The sequence below is a fragment of the Pelotomaculum sp. FP genome (assembly GCF_004369245.1).
In the GTDB taxonomy this organism is placed as follows: Bacteria; Bacillota; Desulfotomaculia; order Desulfotomaculales; family Pelotomaculaceae; genus Pelotomaculum_C; species Pelotomaculum_C schinkii.
Genome location: NZ_QFGB01000002.1, coordinates 16127 through 33499 on the forward strand (window position 1 = coordinate 16127; position 17373 = coordinate 33499).

At 53.4% G+C, this 17373-nt stretch carries 15 protein-coding genes; 1 reads left to right on the forward strand and 14 read right to left on the reverse strand.

The window, feature by feature from the left end; translation table 11 throughout:
• Positions 1-25: 25 nt before the first annotated feature.
• The 13 genes from Psfp_RS00880 to Psfp_RS00940 all read right to left on the reverse strand — a co-directional run bounded on the left by Psfp_RS00880 (position 26) and on the right by Psfp_RS00940 (position 15518).
• Positions 26-1189 carry a S41 family peptidase gene (locus tag Psfp_RS00880; RefSeq protein ID WP_134216670.1) on the reverse strand — a complete coding sequence of 388 codons (1164 nt, stop codon included), beginning with the start codon at positions 1187-1189 and terminating at the stop codon, positions 26-28.
• A gap of 248 nt (positions 1190-1437) precedes the next feature.
• The gene (locus Psfp_RS00885) at positions 1438-2568 is read right to left on the reverse strand and encodes a M23 family metallopeptidase (protein WP_243120409.1); all 1131 of its coding nucleotides are present in this window, start codon (positions 2566-2568) and stop codon (positions 1438-1440) included.
• Between the two features lie 21 nt (positions 2569-2589).
• On the reverse strand, positions 2590-3489 hold the full coding sequence (ftsX, locus tag Psfp_RS00890; RefSeq protein ID WP_348981094.1) for a permease-like cell division protein FtsX: 900 nt from the start codon (positions 3487-3489) through the stop codon (positions 2590-2592).
• Positions 3467-4153, reverse strand: a complete 687-nt coding sequence (gene ftsE / locus Psfp_RS00895; protein WP_134216824.1) for a cell division ATP-binding protein FtsE — start codon at positions 4151-4153, stop codon at positions 3467-3469. Before ftsE ends, ftsX begins: the two co-directional genes overlap by 23 nt.
• 206 nt (positions 4154-4359) lie before the next feature.
• The gene (locus tag Psfp_RS00900) at positions 4360-5196 is read right to left on the reverse strand and encodes a YitT family protein (RefSeq protein ID WP_134216672.1); all 837 of its coding nucleotides are present in this window, start codon (positions 5194-5196) and stop codon (positions 4360-4362) included.
• Between the two features lie 630 nt (positions 5197-5826).
• Positions 5827-6943 (reverse strand): peptide chain release factor 2 gene (prfB, locus tag Psfp_RS00905; protein WP_134216673.1). Its coding sequence is split into 2 segments (ribosomal slippage): positions 5827-6873 and positions 6875-6943, totalling 1116 coding nucleotides; the frame shifts between segments, so codons are not numbered across the junction.
• A gap of 22 nt (positions 6944-6965) precedes the next feature.
• Positions 6966-9626: a preprotein translocase subunit SecA gene (secA, locus tag Psfp_RS00910; protein ID WP_134216674.1), complete on the reverse strand. Its 2661-nt coding sequence runs from the start codon at positions 9624-9626 to the stop codon at positions 6966-6968.
• Between the two features lie 379 nt (positions 9627-10005).
• Positions 10006-10524 carry a ribosome-associated translation inhibitor RaiA gene (gene raiA / locus Psfp_RS00915; protein WP_134216675.1) on the reverse strand — a complete coding sequence of 173 codons (519 nt, stop codon included), beginning with the start codon at positions 10522-10524 and terminating at the stop codon, positions 10006-10008.
• Positions 10525-10641: 117 nt separating this feature from the next.
• Positions 10642-10845, reverse strand: coding sequence for a cold-shock protein (locus tag Psfp_RS00920; protein WP_190259465.1), 204 nt, complete (start codon positions 10843-10845; stop codon positions 10642-10644).
• A 662-nt stretch (positions 10846-11507) separates the two neighbouring features.
• Positions 11508-12407 (reverse strand): stalk domain-containing protein, encoded by a 900-nt coding sequence (locus tag Psfp_RS00925; RefSeq protein ID WP_192895219.1) that lies wholly within the window; start codon positions 12405-12407, stop codon positions 11508-11510.
• 183 nt (positions 12408-12590) lie between these two features.
• Positions 12591-13334, reverse strand: a complete 744-nt coding sequence (locus Psfp_RS00930; protein ID WP_134216678.1) for a ComF family protein — start codon at positions 13332-13334, stop codon at positions 12591-12593.
• 41 nt (positions 13335-13375) lie between these two features.
• Entirely contained in the window at positions 13376-15067 is a 1692-nt protein-coding gene (locus tag Psfp_RS00935) for a sensor domain-containing diguanylate cyclase (protein WP_134216679.1), read from the reverse strand.
• Between the two features lie 19 nt (positions 15068-15086).
• Entirely contained in the window at positions 15087-15518 is a 432-nt protein-coding gene (locus Psfp_RS00940) for a hypothetical protein (protein WP_134216680.1), read from the reverse strand.
• A gap of 176 nt (positions 15519-15694) precedes the next feature.
• On the opposite strand from Psfp_RS00940, the gene Psfp_RS00945 reads away from it, so the two are divergent.
• A complete protein-coding gene (locus Psfp_RS00945) occupies positions 15695-16048 on the forward strand; it encodes a hypothetical protein (protein WP_134216681.1) in 354 nt (117 codons plus the stop codon).
• Between the two features lie 91 nt (positions 16049-16139).
• On the opposite strand, the gene metK is transcribed toward Psfp_RS00945, so the two are convergent.
• On the reverse strand, positions 16140-17330 hold the full coding sequence (gene metK / locus Psfp_RS00950) for a methionine adenosyltransferase (RefSeq protein WP_134216682.1): 1191 nt from the start codon (positions 17328-17330) through the stop codon (positions 16140-16142).
• Positions 17331-17373: the final 43 nt, after the last annotated feature.

A 17373-nucleotide genomic window follows, 5' to 3' on the forward strand; every position in this document is an offset into this window, starting at 1 on the left:
GGGAAACCCACGGCCGTAAAAGTATTTATCCCGCAATCTTTTGCTTCATTAATTCAACAGCCCGGTCAAGCTGTACGTCAAGGACACTATTCTCCTCCGGTTGCACCAGCACGTCCGGCTGGATGCCTATTTCATGGATGTCGTTGCGGTTGGGCGTGAGGTAGCGGGCTGTGGTAAGTTTCAACCCGGCCCCGTTATCGAGGGGAAATACGGTTTGCACAATCCCCTTGCCGAAAGTTTTGACGCCGACCAGAGTCCCCGCGCCGGTGTCTTTTACCGCCCCGGCCAGAATCTCCGCCGCGCTGGCGCTGCCCCCGTTAATTAACACGATCAGGGGAAGCTGGGCCGTCCGGCCCTCGGAAGAGAACTCCTGATCCCTGCCAAAACGGTAGTCGATAAAGACAATGGGGCCCTTCGGGATAAAATTCTTGGCTACGTTAACCGCGGCGATAAGCTCCCCGCCGGGGTTGTCCCTGAGATCCAAAATTAGTCCTTTAACCTGCTCTTTTTGCAGCTTGGCCAGGTTTTCCTTCATCTCATCGGAGGTGTGCTCGGTAAACTGGCTGACCACAGCATAGCCAATAGCCGTGCCGGGGAGTACCTGGCTCTCTACCGTGGGAACGCTGATTTCCTCCCGGATTAACTCTCTGGTGAACTGTAGGGGCTCAGTCGTTTCTTTCCGGTCAATGGTTAGAGTCACTTTAGAGCCCACTTCCCCGCGCATGAGGCTGATCGCTGTTTCCAAATCAATCCCTCTGGCGTCACGGTCATCGATTTTAGTGATGACGTCTCCGGCAACAATGCCTGCTTTAGCAGCCGGTGTACCCTTATAGGCTCTGACCACCGTCAGGTACTGATCTTTGATTCCCACCAGAATGCCCAACCCCCCAAAGGACCCCTTAATCTGCTCATGAAGCTGGGCATAAGTTTTAGGGTCCAGATAAACCGAGTAGGGGTCGTTTAAAGAACCCACCATCCCTTTAATGGCGCCGTCCACCAACTGGGTCGTGTCAACCGTCTGGAGGTACTGCGTCCGGACCAGGGTAACCACCTTCACCAGGTTGCCCAGGTGTTTGTAATTGGTGGCCAGAAGAATTCCCCCGGCCAGAAAAACGATCACTATCAAAACCGCCAGGACCGAAAAGAGCCTGCCGCCCCTGCCCCTGAAGAAGGATTGCTTAGATTCCAAATAGATGCACCGCCCTATCTTTGTACATACGTTATTATACTACTACAATCTGGTAAACATGTCCAATATCAAGCCCGCGCGCTTAATATTTTGTTCTTGCAAAATAAAAACCACCCTGGAAGCGGCGGCCTCATCCTGTCGGGCGGTAATCCGGCAGGGCATAACCGCCTGACATCCCGAGCATTATATTATGAAAGGGCCGGCTTTGGTCCGGCCCTCCCATTTCAACCTTACAAGGCTAATTTACACTAAAAATAATTGAGCGGGTTCACCGGGTTCCCGTTCACCCGCACTGAGAAATCCAGGTGCGGCCCGGTGGAAAGACCTGTGCTGCCTATCTTGGCGATAGTGTCGCCTTTCCTGACTTCCTGCCCGTAGCTCACCAGTTGGGCGGACAGGTGGGAATAAAGTGTGGTCAGGCCGCCGCCGTGGTCAATCATCACAACATTGCCGTAACCGTCCATGGAACCCACGTCGATGACGGTACCGTCCTGTGCCGCCACCACCGCGGCTCCGTAGTTGCCCGGGATATCAATTCCGTTGTGCATGCGGCTGGTCCCAAGGATGGGATGGACACGGGGCCCGAAATAGGAGGATATCGAGCTGCAACTGGGTACCGGCCACGCAAAAGGGCCCTCGGATTGCGGCCGGTCAGGATTGGATTGGTTTCGGGCTATCTCTCTCAGGATTTCTTGTTCCTGCGCCTCCAGCCGGGCGGCCTCTGCCTCGAGGTCCCACATATTATCCTTGGCCTGGCTCAAAAGAGCATTTTTCTCCCCCTGTTTCATGGCCAGTTCCTGGCGGGCGGATTCCTGTTCCGCTATCAGCGACTGGAGTTCTTTTTGCTGTTGATCCTGTTCTTCCTTTTTGGTGTTCAACTTTTCACGGTCTGCTTTGACCAGGTCAATAGTGGAGACGTCCTGCTGGATCACCCTTCTCAGCAGTTCAAAGCGGTTTACAAAGTCACTAAAGTCCTTGGACTCAAATAGTACCTCCATATAACTGACATTGCCCGCCTCATAAATGTTGCGCACACGTTTGTTAAGCAGTTCGGTACTCTGGTTGAGCCTAACCTCGGCCTCTTCGAGCTCTTTCTCGGTCCTGGCCAGGTTATTCCTGACCTGTTCCAGGCTTACCTCAAGCTCGTTGATTTTTAAGTTTTTTTCATTGATTGACTGGTTAAGATACGCTACCTGGCTGGTATAATCACTTACCACACCTCTGGCCTTATTGGTCTCGACTCTTTTCTGCTCCAACTGCGTCCTGGTTTGTTGCAGCCGGTCTTCCAGTTCGTCGCCAAAGGCGATACCGGCCCCCAGTAGAAAAACCAGCGCCAGCGCCATCGGCAATACCCTCTTCTTAATCAAACCCGCGGCCACATCAATCACTCCTGATTCTTTTTAGGCGTTTAAAAACTTACGCAAACTGATCATACTGCCGGCCACCCCGATCCCCAGGCCCAGGCCCAGCAAAGCCTCTACAAGGGGAACAAGCACGCTGCGGTCACTAACCAGTTGGAAAAAAGGCAGGGATATCTCAATTCTGTCGATCAATGAGAGATACCCAAAATATACGGCGATAACGGCCAGTAAAGAGCCGGTCAGTCCCAGAAACATTCCTTCCAGCAGAAAGGGGAAGCGCACAAACCAGTTGGTGGCCCCCAGCATCTTCATAATCCCTATTTCTTTGCGCCTGGCAAAAACAGAAAGGCGGATGGTGGTGGCAATCAGGAAAACCGCCGCAATCCCCAACAGGAGCATGGTCACCAAACCGGCGGTCCGCACCCACTTGCTGAGGGCCAGTAGCTTTTCCACTACCCCTTGCCCGTACCGCACCTGGTCCACCTGTTCGAAGGATTCCAGTTGGCGGGCCAGGGGCTCCACCTGTTCAACAGAGATGGTTTTGATGCGTAAAGCATCCGGCAAGGGGTTCTTTTCCTCCAGCCCGGCCAGGACATCCTGGTTGTCGCCAAGGTTTTTTTTCATTTCTTCCAGGGCTTGCGCCTTGGAGACAAAATGAACTTCAGCCACTTCAGGCTGGCCCTTGATCCGGTTTTCCAGTTCCTTGATCTGGTCGGAGCTCGTCTCATCTTTTAAAAATACGGATATTTCAACACTGGATTCCAAATTGGCTGCGATGTTGTTGGCGTTCAGCACCAGCAAAAGGGAACTGCCCAAAATTAACAGGGACACGGCAACGACCCCAATTGAGGCTAATGACAGCCAACTGTTGCGCAAAACCGACTGGAAGGCTTCGCGAAAATAATATTTTATTGTGCTAAGCCTCACAGCGGTAAGCACCTTCTTTCTCGTCCCGCACCAGCTTGCCGCCGGCCAGCTCAATTACCCGTTTTTTCAAGGAGTCTACGATATCCCAGGCATGGGTGGCCATAATGATGGTGGTGCCGCGAAGGTTGATGTCCAAAAGCAGGTTCATCAGCTCCCAGGAGGTTTCCGGGTCCAGGTTCCCCGTAGGCTCGTCGGCGATAATTAAAAAAGGGTTATTAACGATAGCCCGCGCGATGGAAACCCGCTGCTGTTCACCACCCGAGAGGTGCTGGGGGAAAACATCGGCCTTGGCGTCCAACCCCACCATGGAAAGCACCGTTGGAACCGACCTTTTAATGTCCCGCCGCGCGGCTCCTATTACCTCAAGGGCAAACGCCACGTTCTCGAATACGGTTTTCTGGGGGAGCAGGCGGAAGTCTTGAAATATCATCCCGATTTTGCGGCGCAGGTAGGGAACTTCACCCGGCCGCATGCGCACCAGGCTTTTGCCGTCTAAAATGATCTGGCCGCGGCTGGGCAGTACCTCCCGGTAAAGCAGTTTGGTAAGAGTCGATTTACCGGCCCCGCTGGGACCAACCAGAAAAACAAATTCACCCTTGTGTATACGCAGGGTCACGTCTGAAAGAGCCTTAACTCCATTGTCGTAAGTCTTGGTCACATTGTACAACTGGATCAACCGCCGCACCTCGCTTTTCATTCACTGGCTTTTTGCTCGTCTGTAAATGGCGGTGTTTACCAGCGCTAAAATTTTTATGATATAAGGCGCCTGATCTGTACGCTTGGCGACGGCGCTCTACATATCACATGGATATTCGACTTAGGTATTCGACGGATATTGTGATAATCCTTCTCAAAAAGGCAGAAAATGAAAAATCTCAAAGCTTACTTGTACTCCTTAAAACCCTCGCCGAGGACCTCGTGCACATCAGCCAGAATTACAAAGGCTCGCGGGTCCACCCCATGCACAATTTCCTTGAGACGGGTAACCTCCGCACGGTCGACTACCGAAAGCAGGACCTCCCTCCGGGCACCGGTATAGACACCTTGGGCGGGCCAGGCGGTTGCTCCCCGGTCCAGGCCGGCCAGGATCGCCTCAGCTATCTCGTCCGGACGTTCGGAGATAATCAGGAAGGCCTTGGCATAGCTGATCCCTTCCTGCACCACGTCAATCAGCCAGGCGGTGATAAATATTGTGATCAGGGCATACATGGCCAACTCTGCCGAACGAAAGGCAACCCCCGCTGCTAAAACCACGGCGCCGTCCACCAGGAACAGCAGTTGACCGATGTTTACCCCGGTATATGTGCGCAGGACCGCAGCTGCCAGGTCGGTGCCCCCGGTAGTCCCCCTGTGTCTGAATACAAGGCCCATACCTAACCCCGTCAGAACTCCCCCGAAAAGGCTGGCCAGCAGGATATCATTGGTTGGTACCGGCAAGGCCGGGGCCAGCAGGTCCACAGCCAGTGAAAGCGTGATTGTGCCATACAGGGAACGAAAGCCAAAACGAAGTCCCAGGCGGTAAATACCCATGGCAAAGAGAGGTATGTTCAGAGCGAGGATGGCGGCCCCCACCGGCGCCCCGACCAGATAATGAAGAATGGTGGCGATACCGCTGACACCCCCGGCCGCGATTTTGTTGGGGATCAGGAACATATCCAGTCCCAGGGCGACCAGCAGAACTCCTAGAGTTACTCCCGCAATCTCGTAGACTGTTTTCATCAAGGCTCCATCCCGCATAGATGAACTTACTGTCAGCAACCTAAACTTTATCATGTGGAGAAAAGCATATTTTTAGACAATGACTTGGGAGTCCTAACCCCAAGCCCACTACCTCAGAGGCTTTTCGAGAACGTCAGAACACAGAACTGCCTTTTTTACTTATCACAAAACCTGTTCCCGAAAAGACCTAACTTGCGGGTTTGGGGTTAAAAATAGTCGTAGGCCGTAAGGCATAAGGCGTAAAAAATAATAGCACGAGATCATCTACCTACCTTTTTTAATAACCTTACACCCTACGCCTGACCCAGATACAAGTCAGTATAAGCCTACGCCCTACGACTGACCGGTAAGAAATGCAGTATAAGCCTGCACCTGGGTGCGTTCCGTAGCGCGTGCGTTGCTTGCAGTAAAGCCTAAATAGCGCGTAGCCAGCGGATGGCTGTCTGTAGATGCGGTCGATATGACGCTCTTGTTGCTCAGTCGATATGACGCTCTTGTTGCTCAAATGTAGAATTGCGAAGAGAGCGGAGGATAACCCCAAACCCACTACCCCAGAGGCTTTTTGAGAACCAGTTGTTCTTTAAATTTCCCGTAAAAAAAAGAAGCTCCCGCAGGAGCTTCTTCCAACAGCTATATTTTATTACTCGCGCCGCGGGCCTTTTCCCTCAGGTAGGCGGAGATGAAGGAGTCTATTTCACCGTCCATTACCGCATTGACATTGCCCACTTCTTCCCCGGTACGGTGGTCCTTGACCAGGCTGTACGGGTGAAAAACATAGGACCTGATCTGGCTGCCCCAGGCTATTTCCTGCTGGTCACTGCGCAGGGCGGCAATTTCAGCCTCTTTCTTGCGCAGCTCAATATCGATCAGTTTGGCCCTGAGCATCTTCATGGCCGCCAGACGGTTGGAGATCTGGGAGCGTTCATTCTGGCAGTTCACCACTATCCCCGTAGGGAGATGGGTAATCCGTACCGCCGAATCAGTCTTGTTAACGTGCTGGCCTCCCGCTCCGCCGGAACGAAAGGTGTCAATCTTTAAATCTTCCGGGTTAATCTCTACCTCTACGTCATCTTCCGCCTCAGGCAGGACATCCACGGATGCGAAAGAGGTATGGCGGCGTCCGGCCGCGTCAAAGGGGGAAATCCGCACCAGCCGGTGCACTCCTTTTTCCGAACGGAGATAACCGTAGGCATTGGGACCGCTGACCTCGATGGTGGCGCTCTTGGTACCGGCCTCATCTCCCGGCAGCAGATCCAGGATTTCCACCTTGAAGCGGCGCCGCTCGGCCCACCGGCTGTACATGCGCAGGAGCATTTCAACCCAGTCCTGCGCCTCGGTGCCCCCGGCCCCCGCGTGCAGGGCCAGGATAGCATTGCCACGGTCGTAAGGCCCGTTCAGGAGCACGGCCAGTTCCAAATCCGCTACCCTTTGCTGGACAGCGTTAAGCCCCTCCTCTACTTCCGCGGCGATTTCCTGGTCATCAGCCTCCTCGCCGAGTTCACAAAGTATTTCCAATTCCTCAAAGTCTCTGGCCAGCGTCTCAAAGACAGCGACCTTATCCCGCAATGCCGACACCTGCTGGACCACCTTCTGGGCCTTTTCGGGTTCGTCCCAAAAACCCCCGTCCAGCATTTGCTTTTCCAAACGCTCGATTTCGTTCCCTTTTTCAGCTATGTCAAAGAGAAACCCTCAAATCTTCAACTCGTCTGCCAAGGGGCTCCAGGTCCCGTTTTAATTCTGAAAACATGGCACACCTACCTTTTTGCTATTTAAACCGCTGCCGCCCGGCCGCAGCACTTCTTGTACTTCTTACCGCTGCCGCAGGGGCACGGGTCATTCCTTCCCACTTTGTCTTCCCGGCGGGCCGGTTGTTTCTGTCCCTCTTCCGCATAGCGGTTTTCCACCACCTGGCGGGCTTTTTCCTGCTGGGGCCGAACCAGGTTCACCCGGAAAATGTAGCGGACCACCTCGTCCTGGATGGTATCGATCATGTTTTGGAACATCTCGTAGCCTTCAAACTTGTACTCAATGAGGGGGTCCTTCTGTCCGTAGGCACGGAGGTTGATACCCTCACGCAGCTGGTCCATGGCGTCCAGGTGGTCCATCCACTTTTCGTCAACAATGCGGAGCATGACCGCCCGCTCAATCTCCCGCATGGTTTCCGGACCAAGTTCCTCTTCCCTGGCCTCATAAGCCTCACGTGACTTTTCCACCAGGAATTCCTGCAGTTCGTTGCGGCCCATGTCTTCCAGGTCATCCGGGGTAAACGTGTGGCCGGGCAGGAAATACTGTTCGGCATATTCCAGGAGTCCTTTTAAATCCCATTCCTCGGGTATAACCCCCTCCGGGGCATAGTTTCCAACAGCCCGCTGGACGCAGCTTTCAATCATGTCCCGGATATTGTCTTTCAAATTCTCTCCGGTAAGGACTTGGCGCCGCTGGGCGTAGATCAGTTCCCGCTGCTGGTTCATTACGTCGTCGTACTCGAGTACGTGCTTGCGGGTGTCGAAGTTGCGGTTCTCCACACGCTTCTGGGCTGTCTCGATTGACTTGGTGATCATGCTGTGCTCGATCGGCACGTCCTCTTCAATGCCGAGACGGTCCATGATACCCGAAATATTATCCGAACCGAACAGGCGCATCAGGTCATCTTCCAGAGAGCTGTAGAACTGGGTGGAGCCGGGATCGCCCTGCCGCCCGCAACGGCCGCGCAGCTGGTTGTCAATCCGCCTGCTTTCATGGCGCTCGGTCCCAAAGATGTGCAGGCCGCCAAGCGCCACCACGCGCTGCCGTTCCTCTTCAGTCTGCCGCTGGTATTTCTCAAGCAAGGACTGATAAGCCTGTTCATCTGTTTCGGCCGGAGCGCCCGTGAGTTCACCCGCTGTTTCGAAATTATGTTCCTGCTTTCTTAGCTCCTGGCGGGCCAGAAACTCGGGGTTGCCGCCCAGCACGATGTCGGTACCGCGTCCGGCCATGTTGGTGGCAATGGTTACGGCGCCGAGCCGCCCGGCTTGGGCCACGATCTCGGCCTCTTTATCGTGGTACTTGGCGTTGAGGACCTGGTGGGGAATACCTTTTCGCTTCAGCATACCGCTTAAGACTTCTGATTTTTCAATCGAGATGGTGCCGACCAGGACCGGCTGGCCCTTGGCGTGACGCTCGGCGATCTCATCGACCACCGCGCGGAACTTGGCCTGCTCCGTTTTATAGATCACGTCGGACAAATCTTTACGGATCATCGGCTTATTGGTCGGAACGACCACCACGTCCAGGCCGTAAATCTTTTTAAACTCCTGTTCCTCGGTTTCCGCGGTACCGGTCATACCGGCCAGTTTATCGTACATCCTGAAGTAATTCTGGAAGGTGATCGTTGCCAGGGTCTGGGACTCCCGCTCGATCTTGACGCCCTCCTTCGCTTCAATAGCCTGGTGCAGTCCATCGCTGTAACGGCGCCCGAACATCAGCCGGCCGGTAAACTCGTCGACGATAATGACCTCGCCGTCCTTCACCACGTAGTCCTTATCCCTCTTCATCAGCCCGTGAGCCTTAAGAGCCTGGTTTAAATGGTGGGTCAGCTCGATATTTTTATCATCATACAGGTTTTCCACGCCGAGGATTTTCTCCACCTTGGCCACTCCGGACTCGGTGATCGTGGCGCTGTGGGCCTTTTCATCCACGTTGTAGTCTACATCACGGCTTAGCCGCGGCACAATCTTCGCAAAAGTATAGTACAGGTCGTTCGATTTCTCCGCCTGGCCGGAGATAATCAGAGGAGTCCTGGCCTCGTCGACGAGGATGCTGTCCACCTCGTCCACGATGGCGTAGTTGAGTTCCCGCTGGACCAGGTGGTCCGGGTGATGGGCCATATTGTCACGCAGGTAGTCAAAACCAAACTCGTTGTTGGTCCCGTAGGTGACATCGGAAAGGTAAGAACGCCTGCGCTCATTCCAGTCCAGCCCGTGTACGATCAGTCCCACACTTAAACCCAGGTAGCGGTAAATCTGGCCCATCCACTCGCTGTCGCGGCGGGCCAGGTAGTCGTTCACCGTAACCACGTGGACCCCTTTGCCGGTCAGGGCGTTCAAGTAAACCGGCAATGTGGCCACCAGGGTTTTTCCTTCACCGGTCCTCATTTCGGCGATGCGGCCCTGATGCAGCACCATGCCGCCCATCAGCTGGACGTCAAAATGCCTCATTCCCAGCACCCGCCGGGAAGCCTCCCGCACTACGGCAAAGGCCTCGGGCTGGATCTCGTCCAGCGTTTCCCCCCGCTCCAGCCTGGCCTTAAAAGCCGGGGTCATGGCCTTAAGCTCGTCCTCCGATAAACGCATCATGGCAGGTTCATGCTGATTGGTTTCATCCACGACCCGCTGCAGCTTTTTGACCTCGCGGGCATTATCATCAAGCCAGTTCTTTATAAACCCGAGCATTTAAACCACCTCTTTCCAGCAAATCCTGTCAAAGCATCTTTAGTTCATTCCTAATAAGAGAGTACGGCGCGCGGAGCAATTCAACAACAATTGTGGTGCGATTGAAATCGCGCCTGCACGTTATATCTTTATCCTTTGCCGGCGGCACACCAGCGTTATGTGAACTACCCTGAACGCCCCTCCATCCGGAAAACCAGCCATGTAGGAAGTTCCCGGAAACAGGAGGCAGGCACAAAACGTTTAACTATATTAACTATCCAAATATTATACTTCATCCAACTGGAAATCGTCAATGTTTGGGAGACCAAGAACGGCGCACCCCAGGGCGCGCCGAAAAGTCTTACTGATTCCAACAGGTTGTAAAGATATAATTTTCCGGTTAAAACTCAGGCTCGATCAGGCCGTAGTTACCGTCCTTGCGTTTGTAAACTACGTTCACCTGCTCTGTCTCAGCATTGGAGAACACAAAGAAATTATGGCCCAAGAGGTTCATCTGGAGAACGGCCTCATCCACCGGCATAGGTTTGATGGCAAAGCGCTTGGTCCTTACCATCCTCGGTGTATCTTCCTCAAGCGCTGCCGGAACCCGCTGGTCGTTGACATACCGGACGCCCCTCTTTTGCAGCTTGCCCTTGTATTTACCAATCTGCTTCTCAAGCTTTTCCACCACCAGGTCGATGGAGGCATACATATCGCCGGTTGATTCTTCCCCCCGCAAAATCATCCCGTTAATGGGAATGGTTACTTCAATCCGGTGCGAATCCTTTTCAACCGTCATGGTCACCTGGGCGTCCCCCAGATTGTCAATGTATTTATCCAGCTTGCCGACTCGCTTACCGACGTATTCCTTTAATGCGCTCGTGACTTCAATGTTCCGGCCGCGTACTTGTACGTTCATCCACCAACACTCCTTCCACTCTCTATTAGTATATTATTACCCAAACAAGTAAAAAATCCTGCTAAATAAGGGCGGAGAAGCAAAAACCCCAGGCTTTAGCTGGGGCGTAGCGAACATTTATAATTTAACAACGTTGGCCGCCTGCGGCCCCCGCGCGCCTTCGACGATATCAAATTCAACCTTTTGACCCTCGTTTAAGGTCTTAAAGCCTTCTTCATTAATCGCCGAGAAGTGGACAAAAACATCTCCACCATCCTCCCGCTCGATGAAACCATAACCCTTTTCCTGGTTGAACCACTTGACCTTACCTAACACAAACATACCTCCTAAAGCTTGTTACTGCGAGCATTCAACCTAACTAAGGAAATAGTATCACAGGGAAAATATCATTGTCAAGCGTTGCCACTATTGATCCTGGTTTCTAAAATCGACGGGATCACGGCGACGGTATCACACCAGGTTGAAGTAAAGCATGCCGGCCATGGAATGTCGAAAAATTCCTTGTTGATCAGTGTTTGTGAAGAAAAGCCTGTGGATAATGTGGATAAACGTGTTAATAACTTATAAAATCAACAGCTGAAGTGTTGAATACTTCCTTAACGAACAAAATGTTTTGTCATAATATGTAAATCGCTGGCACGTTTCTTGTAGAATATTTGAAACAAAAGAATGCCTCAAGGGCAACACCCAAACACCTGTGCCAGGAGGTCCTGGCGAAAAGGACACACCCCTTGGCGATTGGTTTTCTCTTAGTGGTGAAAAACTGCAGATTCGTAAAAAACCAGGTGTAGAAAGCCATTATTTATACTGAAACCTCAAATATAACGACCTGTTGCCGCGAGTCAAGCCCAGGACCTGCCAGGCCTCTACTGCCGTAAAGTTGCGGCAACTGCAGACATAGCGCTGCCGGTGGTGAATATTCCAAAACGTCTCAAAGGCAAGTTCCGCTTCCTCTATGATGGACTGCTCTCACCGGGCTAATCTTACTTCACCTCAAAGTACCTCCAATTTGCAGGGTCCGATGGTTTCAACCATTTTAAAACAAAGCTACTTTCATTTGCGGGTACATAGAAACAAATCCCACCGGTAATTTCTTTCCCGTTGTATATTTCTCCGTACAGCTCCTTGAAGCGCCCGCTGTCAGGTAATTCAACAGATGCTTGATAGGATCTAAATACTTCATTTTCATCTAGGCGCCCCTCTAATTGGAAGTCATAAGAATTAACAAGTGGCGATTTTTTGCCGGAAATATTTTTTACGTTTATGGAAATTAGAATATACTTTTTCCCATCCTCAGGCGGTTCGTTAGATGTATTTACATTTTTAACCATCTTCCAGGCCTCAGTACCCTGGATACACCCTTTGACGCTTATCTGTAAGCCGTCTTGCGTGATAAGACTCTGGCCGGCCGGTAACGGATTGGCCCGGCTAAGACCTGCCGGCCCTGCAGGTGTGGAAGATACAGGGGCCGATGAGGTTGTAATAAGTACCGAGTTCGCGGCTTCATCCCAACCAACATTTGCCCCCAACGCCTCAGCGACGAACCGGGCCGGTATCATAGTCCTGCCGTCTATCACCTGCGCTGGAACATCCAGGTGAACGGGTGCGCCGTTTTTAAATGCCTGACCACCTATAACCAATTTTAATTCAGTATGATCCTTTTTTGCTGTCACAGTCTGTGTAGTATCGTCCCAATTGACTTCCGCACCCAGGGCTTCAAATATAGTCCTGAGAGGGACCAATGTTCTGCCGTTTTCAATAGTTGGTTGGACATCGAAGCTGAGGGTTTGCCCATCAAGAACCACCTGGGGCGCAGCTTGGGCAAAGCCGGCAAAGGAAAACTGTATATACAGAATAATAACGACGAAAAAATATTTACGCAAATTGATCTTCTCCCTTATAATCTCACTTTTTATCATAATTGCTTGATTATTCTTAGGCTTTCACATTAAGCAAAACATGCCGTATGGATATCGTCTTTTTGCTCATATAGGCCGGCTCGCACACAGCGCGTACCTGAACCTGTGTTTATAGACATATCCATCGTTCACCGATTATTAAACTCCTTAAATATAACGGCCCGTGGCCGCAGTCAGGCCGAGCGCCTGCCTGGCCCCGGCCCGCCTTAGTGCTGCCGCAGCCGCAGACATGGTGCTGCCGGTGGTGAAAACGTCGTCAATGATTAAAACCACCTGATCCCGGATTACATCAGGCCTCTTCACGCTAAACGCGCCTTTAAGGTTAGATTCTCTGGCAACCCGGTTCAGCCCGGCCTGGGGAAGAGTATCAAAGTCCTTGACCAGGCAACTCCCGTTAACAGGCATACCCAGCGCCCTGCCCACCTCAACAGCCAGCAGCTCTGCCTGGTTGAACCCCCTTAAGCGCAGCTTTTCCCTGGACAGGGGCACCGGTACAATAAGGCCGGCCGTCTGGTAGCGGGGTTCCAACCTGTACGCATCAACCATCAGCGCCGCCAGGTGGATGGCCAGGCTGCGGCGCCCGGCATACTTGAAGCGGTGGATAGCTTCTTTTAATACCCCTTCATATGGTCCGCCGGCCCGGGCCAGGGTAAAGGGCCACTCCCTTTTACGGCAGTCGTAACAAAGGTGTCCGGCGCCGTTATGCCTTAGCGCCGCCCCCTTTTCAGCCAGCCGGCCACAGCGGGTGCAAGGCCGTTCCCCATGATAGCTCCCCATAGTAGCCAGGCAACCGCCGCAGAGCTCTCCTCTTGGGCTGGCTGCGCCGCAAAACGGACATTCCGGCCTGCGAGGGAAAATCAAATCCAGCAGGTCTTTCCAGATGGTCAGCAAATAGTGTCTCCCTCCATCTGCTTACTGCTGCTTGCTACGATTTACTCGACAATGGAGACGGCGGCTGCAACGACCCGGTTCCCGCCAGCCTCCTTGGCCTTGTCCAGGGCGCGCTGGCCGGCCAGCAGCAGGCCGGTCAGGTCCCCGGCGTCCCGGGGAAATTCAGCCAATCCGACACTGACGGTAATCCTCGTACTCACACCCCCCGCACGCCGGAAAGCATGCTCGCGAACTCTTACTCTCAAGTCTTCTGCTATACCCATCAACCGCGCCCCCTCCGCGCCGGGCAGGAGGAGAACAAACTCGTCCCCGCCGTAGCGGGCAATCAGGTCGTCCCTGCGGGCGTCCTCTTCAACCAGCGCGGCCAGTTCGGCCAGAACCCTTTCCCCGGCCTGGCGCCCGTAACGCAGGTTATAGTTTTTAAAACGGTCTATGTCCACCAGGACCATCCCCACCGGATACCCGGCCTCACCAGCGCTATCACACAGTTCTGCCGCCAGTTCGGCAAAACTGCTGAAATTGATCAGCCCGGTGAGGGTATCATGGGATAACACCTGTCCCAACCGGTCATGCAAAACGGAGTTTTCAACCGCCACGGCTGCCTGGCTGCACAGTACGGCCACGATATGCAGGTGGTTTTGATCAAAGGCCAGCGGCCGCTTATCGCCCAGCACCACTACTCCCAGGGTTTCCCCCCCCGCACACAGCGGCGCCACGATTAACGAACGCATCACCTGGCACAGGCCGGTATCACTCCTTGTACGGGGATCGAGCCTGGCATCGTAAATGATTTCCGGCTCCCTGTTGGCAACTACCGACCCGGTTATACCCTCCCCGGTGTAAACTGCCGTGGAACCAAGCTGTTTAGCGTATGGCCCGTCAATGGCCGCCGGAAGGTAAGTATCCCTTTCGCCGGACCGGAAGTAGGCTGCCGCGCTATGGTAGTGAATAGCCTTCCTGGCGTTGGTCAGGACTTGCTCGAGAATTTTAACCGAGCCGGGGTTTTCTTCCAGGTAACGCGCGGTTTCATAAAAAGCTGTAAGTTCCTTATTGGTAACCTGGAGCCGCACGTAGAAACGTAGAATAACCTGCAGTCCCAGTACGGAAAAAAAGAGCATCAGCGCGCCGGCCATGCCGACAAACGGGTAAATCATGGCGACCAACAGGCCCAGGGGCACGGTAAAGAGGTAGGTCAACCCGTCCCACTTGATCGTGTCAAGCCAGGCCAGATGCGGCATACACCGCCTTTGCGGCAGTAAATACAAATATACCAGCAGGTGGTTAACAACAATATAGGCGACCGTAAAAGCTATCAGGGGCAGGGCATTGGGCAGGCTGACCATGCCCGGAGCGCCGCCGCATAAGTAAAAAGCCCAGCCGGCGGACACCGCTGCCAGAACGTACTGTCCGGTATTGAAAAGTGTGGTACGCAGGGGGTTGCCCCGGTTGGCAATGCCCTGACCAAAAACCGTGGCAAGCCCGCTAACCCAGGCCGTGGCTGCCGGGCCGTAAATCAAAAATGTTGCTATGATCAAGGTAAAGGAACCCGAAAGCTGCCCGTGCGGAAAGGACACGGCCAGCAATTCGGCCAGCACTCCCAGAAAAACAATTACCAGCAGCTCACCGGTCTGGTCTAAATCCAGGGACGGGAAAAGGCGGCAGAGCTGCCACACCGCCAGGATCACTACCAGCCAGCTAGTTGTAAAATGGAAAAAACCCTCTTTAGGGCGCAAGAAAATCCACCTCGCCTGGTTATTTCGACAAACCGGAGGATTTACCTGCGTTTAAAGCTTTAAGTTGGCAAAATACAGGCGCGTTGAGCAGGGCGCTCCCGGTCAGCCCTCTGGTGTCAAAAAAATGATCGCCGGCAGGGTTCCTTTCCGCCTCCATAGCATTTCGTTCGTGGGTAAGGCCAAAGGGATAGACCCTTTGCAGGCGCGCCAGCACTTCCCGCGTTTGGTCGCTGGACCCGTCGTCAACCACCAGGATTTTCAGGTAGGGCATCCCCCTTGTGAAACGAATGAGTTTGCGCATAAAGCCCTCCACCCATGGCTCCTGGTCTTTCATCATGATTATGAGCCTGACCGCTTCATTACTCGACTTACGATATCGCTCCACCCGTTTGCTTAAGCAGCAAACGCCTATCAGCAACAGCATTGCCAGTGTCAGCAAAAAGACATGCACGGGCTTACCCCCCCCGATTTTTTTTACTGCACCTTATGCAGTACGGGGTCCGGGGGTGATTTCGGTGCAAGCAGGAAATAATTTGCACCGCGATGGCGGCATATGGAACGAACTTTTTTTCTCCCTCACACCGTGATTGTCACGTCCATATGCTAGGTAAAAAGGGATTGCTAAACATGTTTATCTTTAACCCCTTTAGAAGAAAAAAACAGCCGGAGAAAAACGTTAAGTCTTCTCATGCCGGAGACAGCCAGAACGGCAAAATTGAAAACCAACTGGAAATCACCATAGGGGGCATCCGGGTTAAAATAAACCGCTGCTCAACTTTCCCGCCTACCAATGAGCTTAGCGCGATCATCCCGCGGGCTGAAATTCGCCGCCGGTACTACAGCAACGGCAGGATAACCGCTGAAGAAGAAATTATTTTAAACAGCATTACCCTGGTTGACTCCCCCCGGCACTCAGAAAAAACCGGCGGCCCCCCCGCAGGCCCTGCGTCAAACCTGCCGGGGCAATCTTCAAGGGCGTGACACGACCTAAAATGCACTCACTATGGGTTAGTTGAAATGTCTATCTAAAATAAAAATGCAGGCGCTAATTCTCCACCTGCATTGAAAAATGCTACAGTCCGGCCCCATGCCGGAGAGCTTCCGCTTTGTCGGTCCGCTCCCAGGGTAAATCCAGGTCGTTGCGCCCGAAATGCCCGTACGCGGCAACCTGCCGGTAGATGGGGCGGCGCAGGTCCAGTTCCTTGATAATGCCGGCCGGTCTCAGATCAAAGTGCTCGCGGACCAGGTTGACCAGGGTCTGTTCATCTACTTTGCCAGTTCCAAAAGTTTCTACGGAAATAGATACCGGGCGGGCCACGCCGATGGCGTAAGCGACCTGGAATTCACACCTGTCGGCCAGTCCCGCGGCTACTATATTTTTGGCCACATAGCGGGCGGCATAGCTGGCTGAGCGGTCAACTTTGGTGGGATCCTTGCCTGAAAAGGCCCCGCCGCCATGGCGGGCCATGCCGCCGTAAGTATCCACAATAATTTTACGGCCGGTCAGGCCGGTGTCACCCTGGGGACCGCCAATGACGAAGCGTCCGCTCGGGTTAACCAGGAAACGGGTATTCCCGTCGACATATTCAGGTGGAATTACCGGCATGATTACATGTTCTATAATGTCTTTTTGAATTTCCTCCAGGGTCATCTTGGCATCATGCTGGGTCGATACTACGATGGTGTCGACGCGTACCGGACGGTTGTCCTCATACTCAACGGTCACCTGGGTTTTACCGTCGGGGCGCAGGTATGGCAGCAATTTCGCCTTGCGGACTACGGCCAGCCGCCTGGATAGTTGGTGCGCCAGTGATATCGGCATCGGCATCAACTCCGGCGTCTCATTTACAGCGTAGCCGAACATCATCCCCTGGTCGCCGGCCCCGGTGGCTTCCAAAATATCTTCAAGGTCCCGGCCGTCACGGACCTCAAGAGCACGGTCTACACCCTGGGCGATATCACTGGACTGCTCATCTATGGAAGTCAAGACCGCGCAGGTATCGCAATCGAAGCCATACTTGGCTCGCGTGTAGCCAATCTCCCGCACCGTCTCGCGGGCTATTTTGGGAATATCCACATAGCAGTTGCAGGTAATCTCACCGCTGACCAGGATCAGTCCGGTGGTAACCAGAGTCTCACAGGCTACTCTGGCTGACGGGTCCTTTTCAAATATGGAATCCAGCACTCCATCGGAAATCTGGTCGGCAATTTTGTCGGGGTGCCCCTCAGTTACCGACTCAGAGGTAAAAAGTCGTCTGCTCACTTTAACTCCCCCTTATGTAAGACTAGCCCATCCATAAAATAAA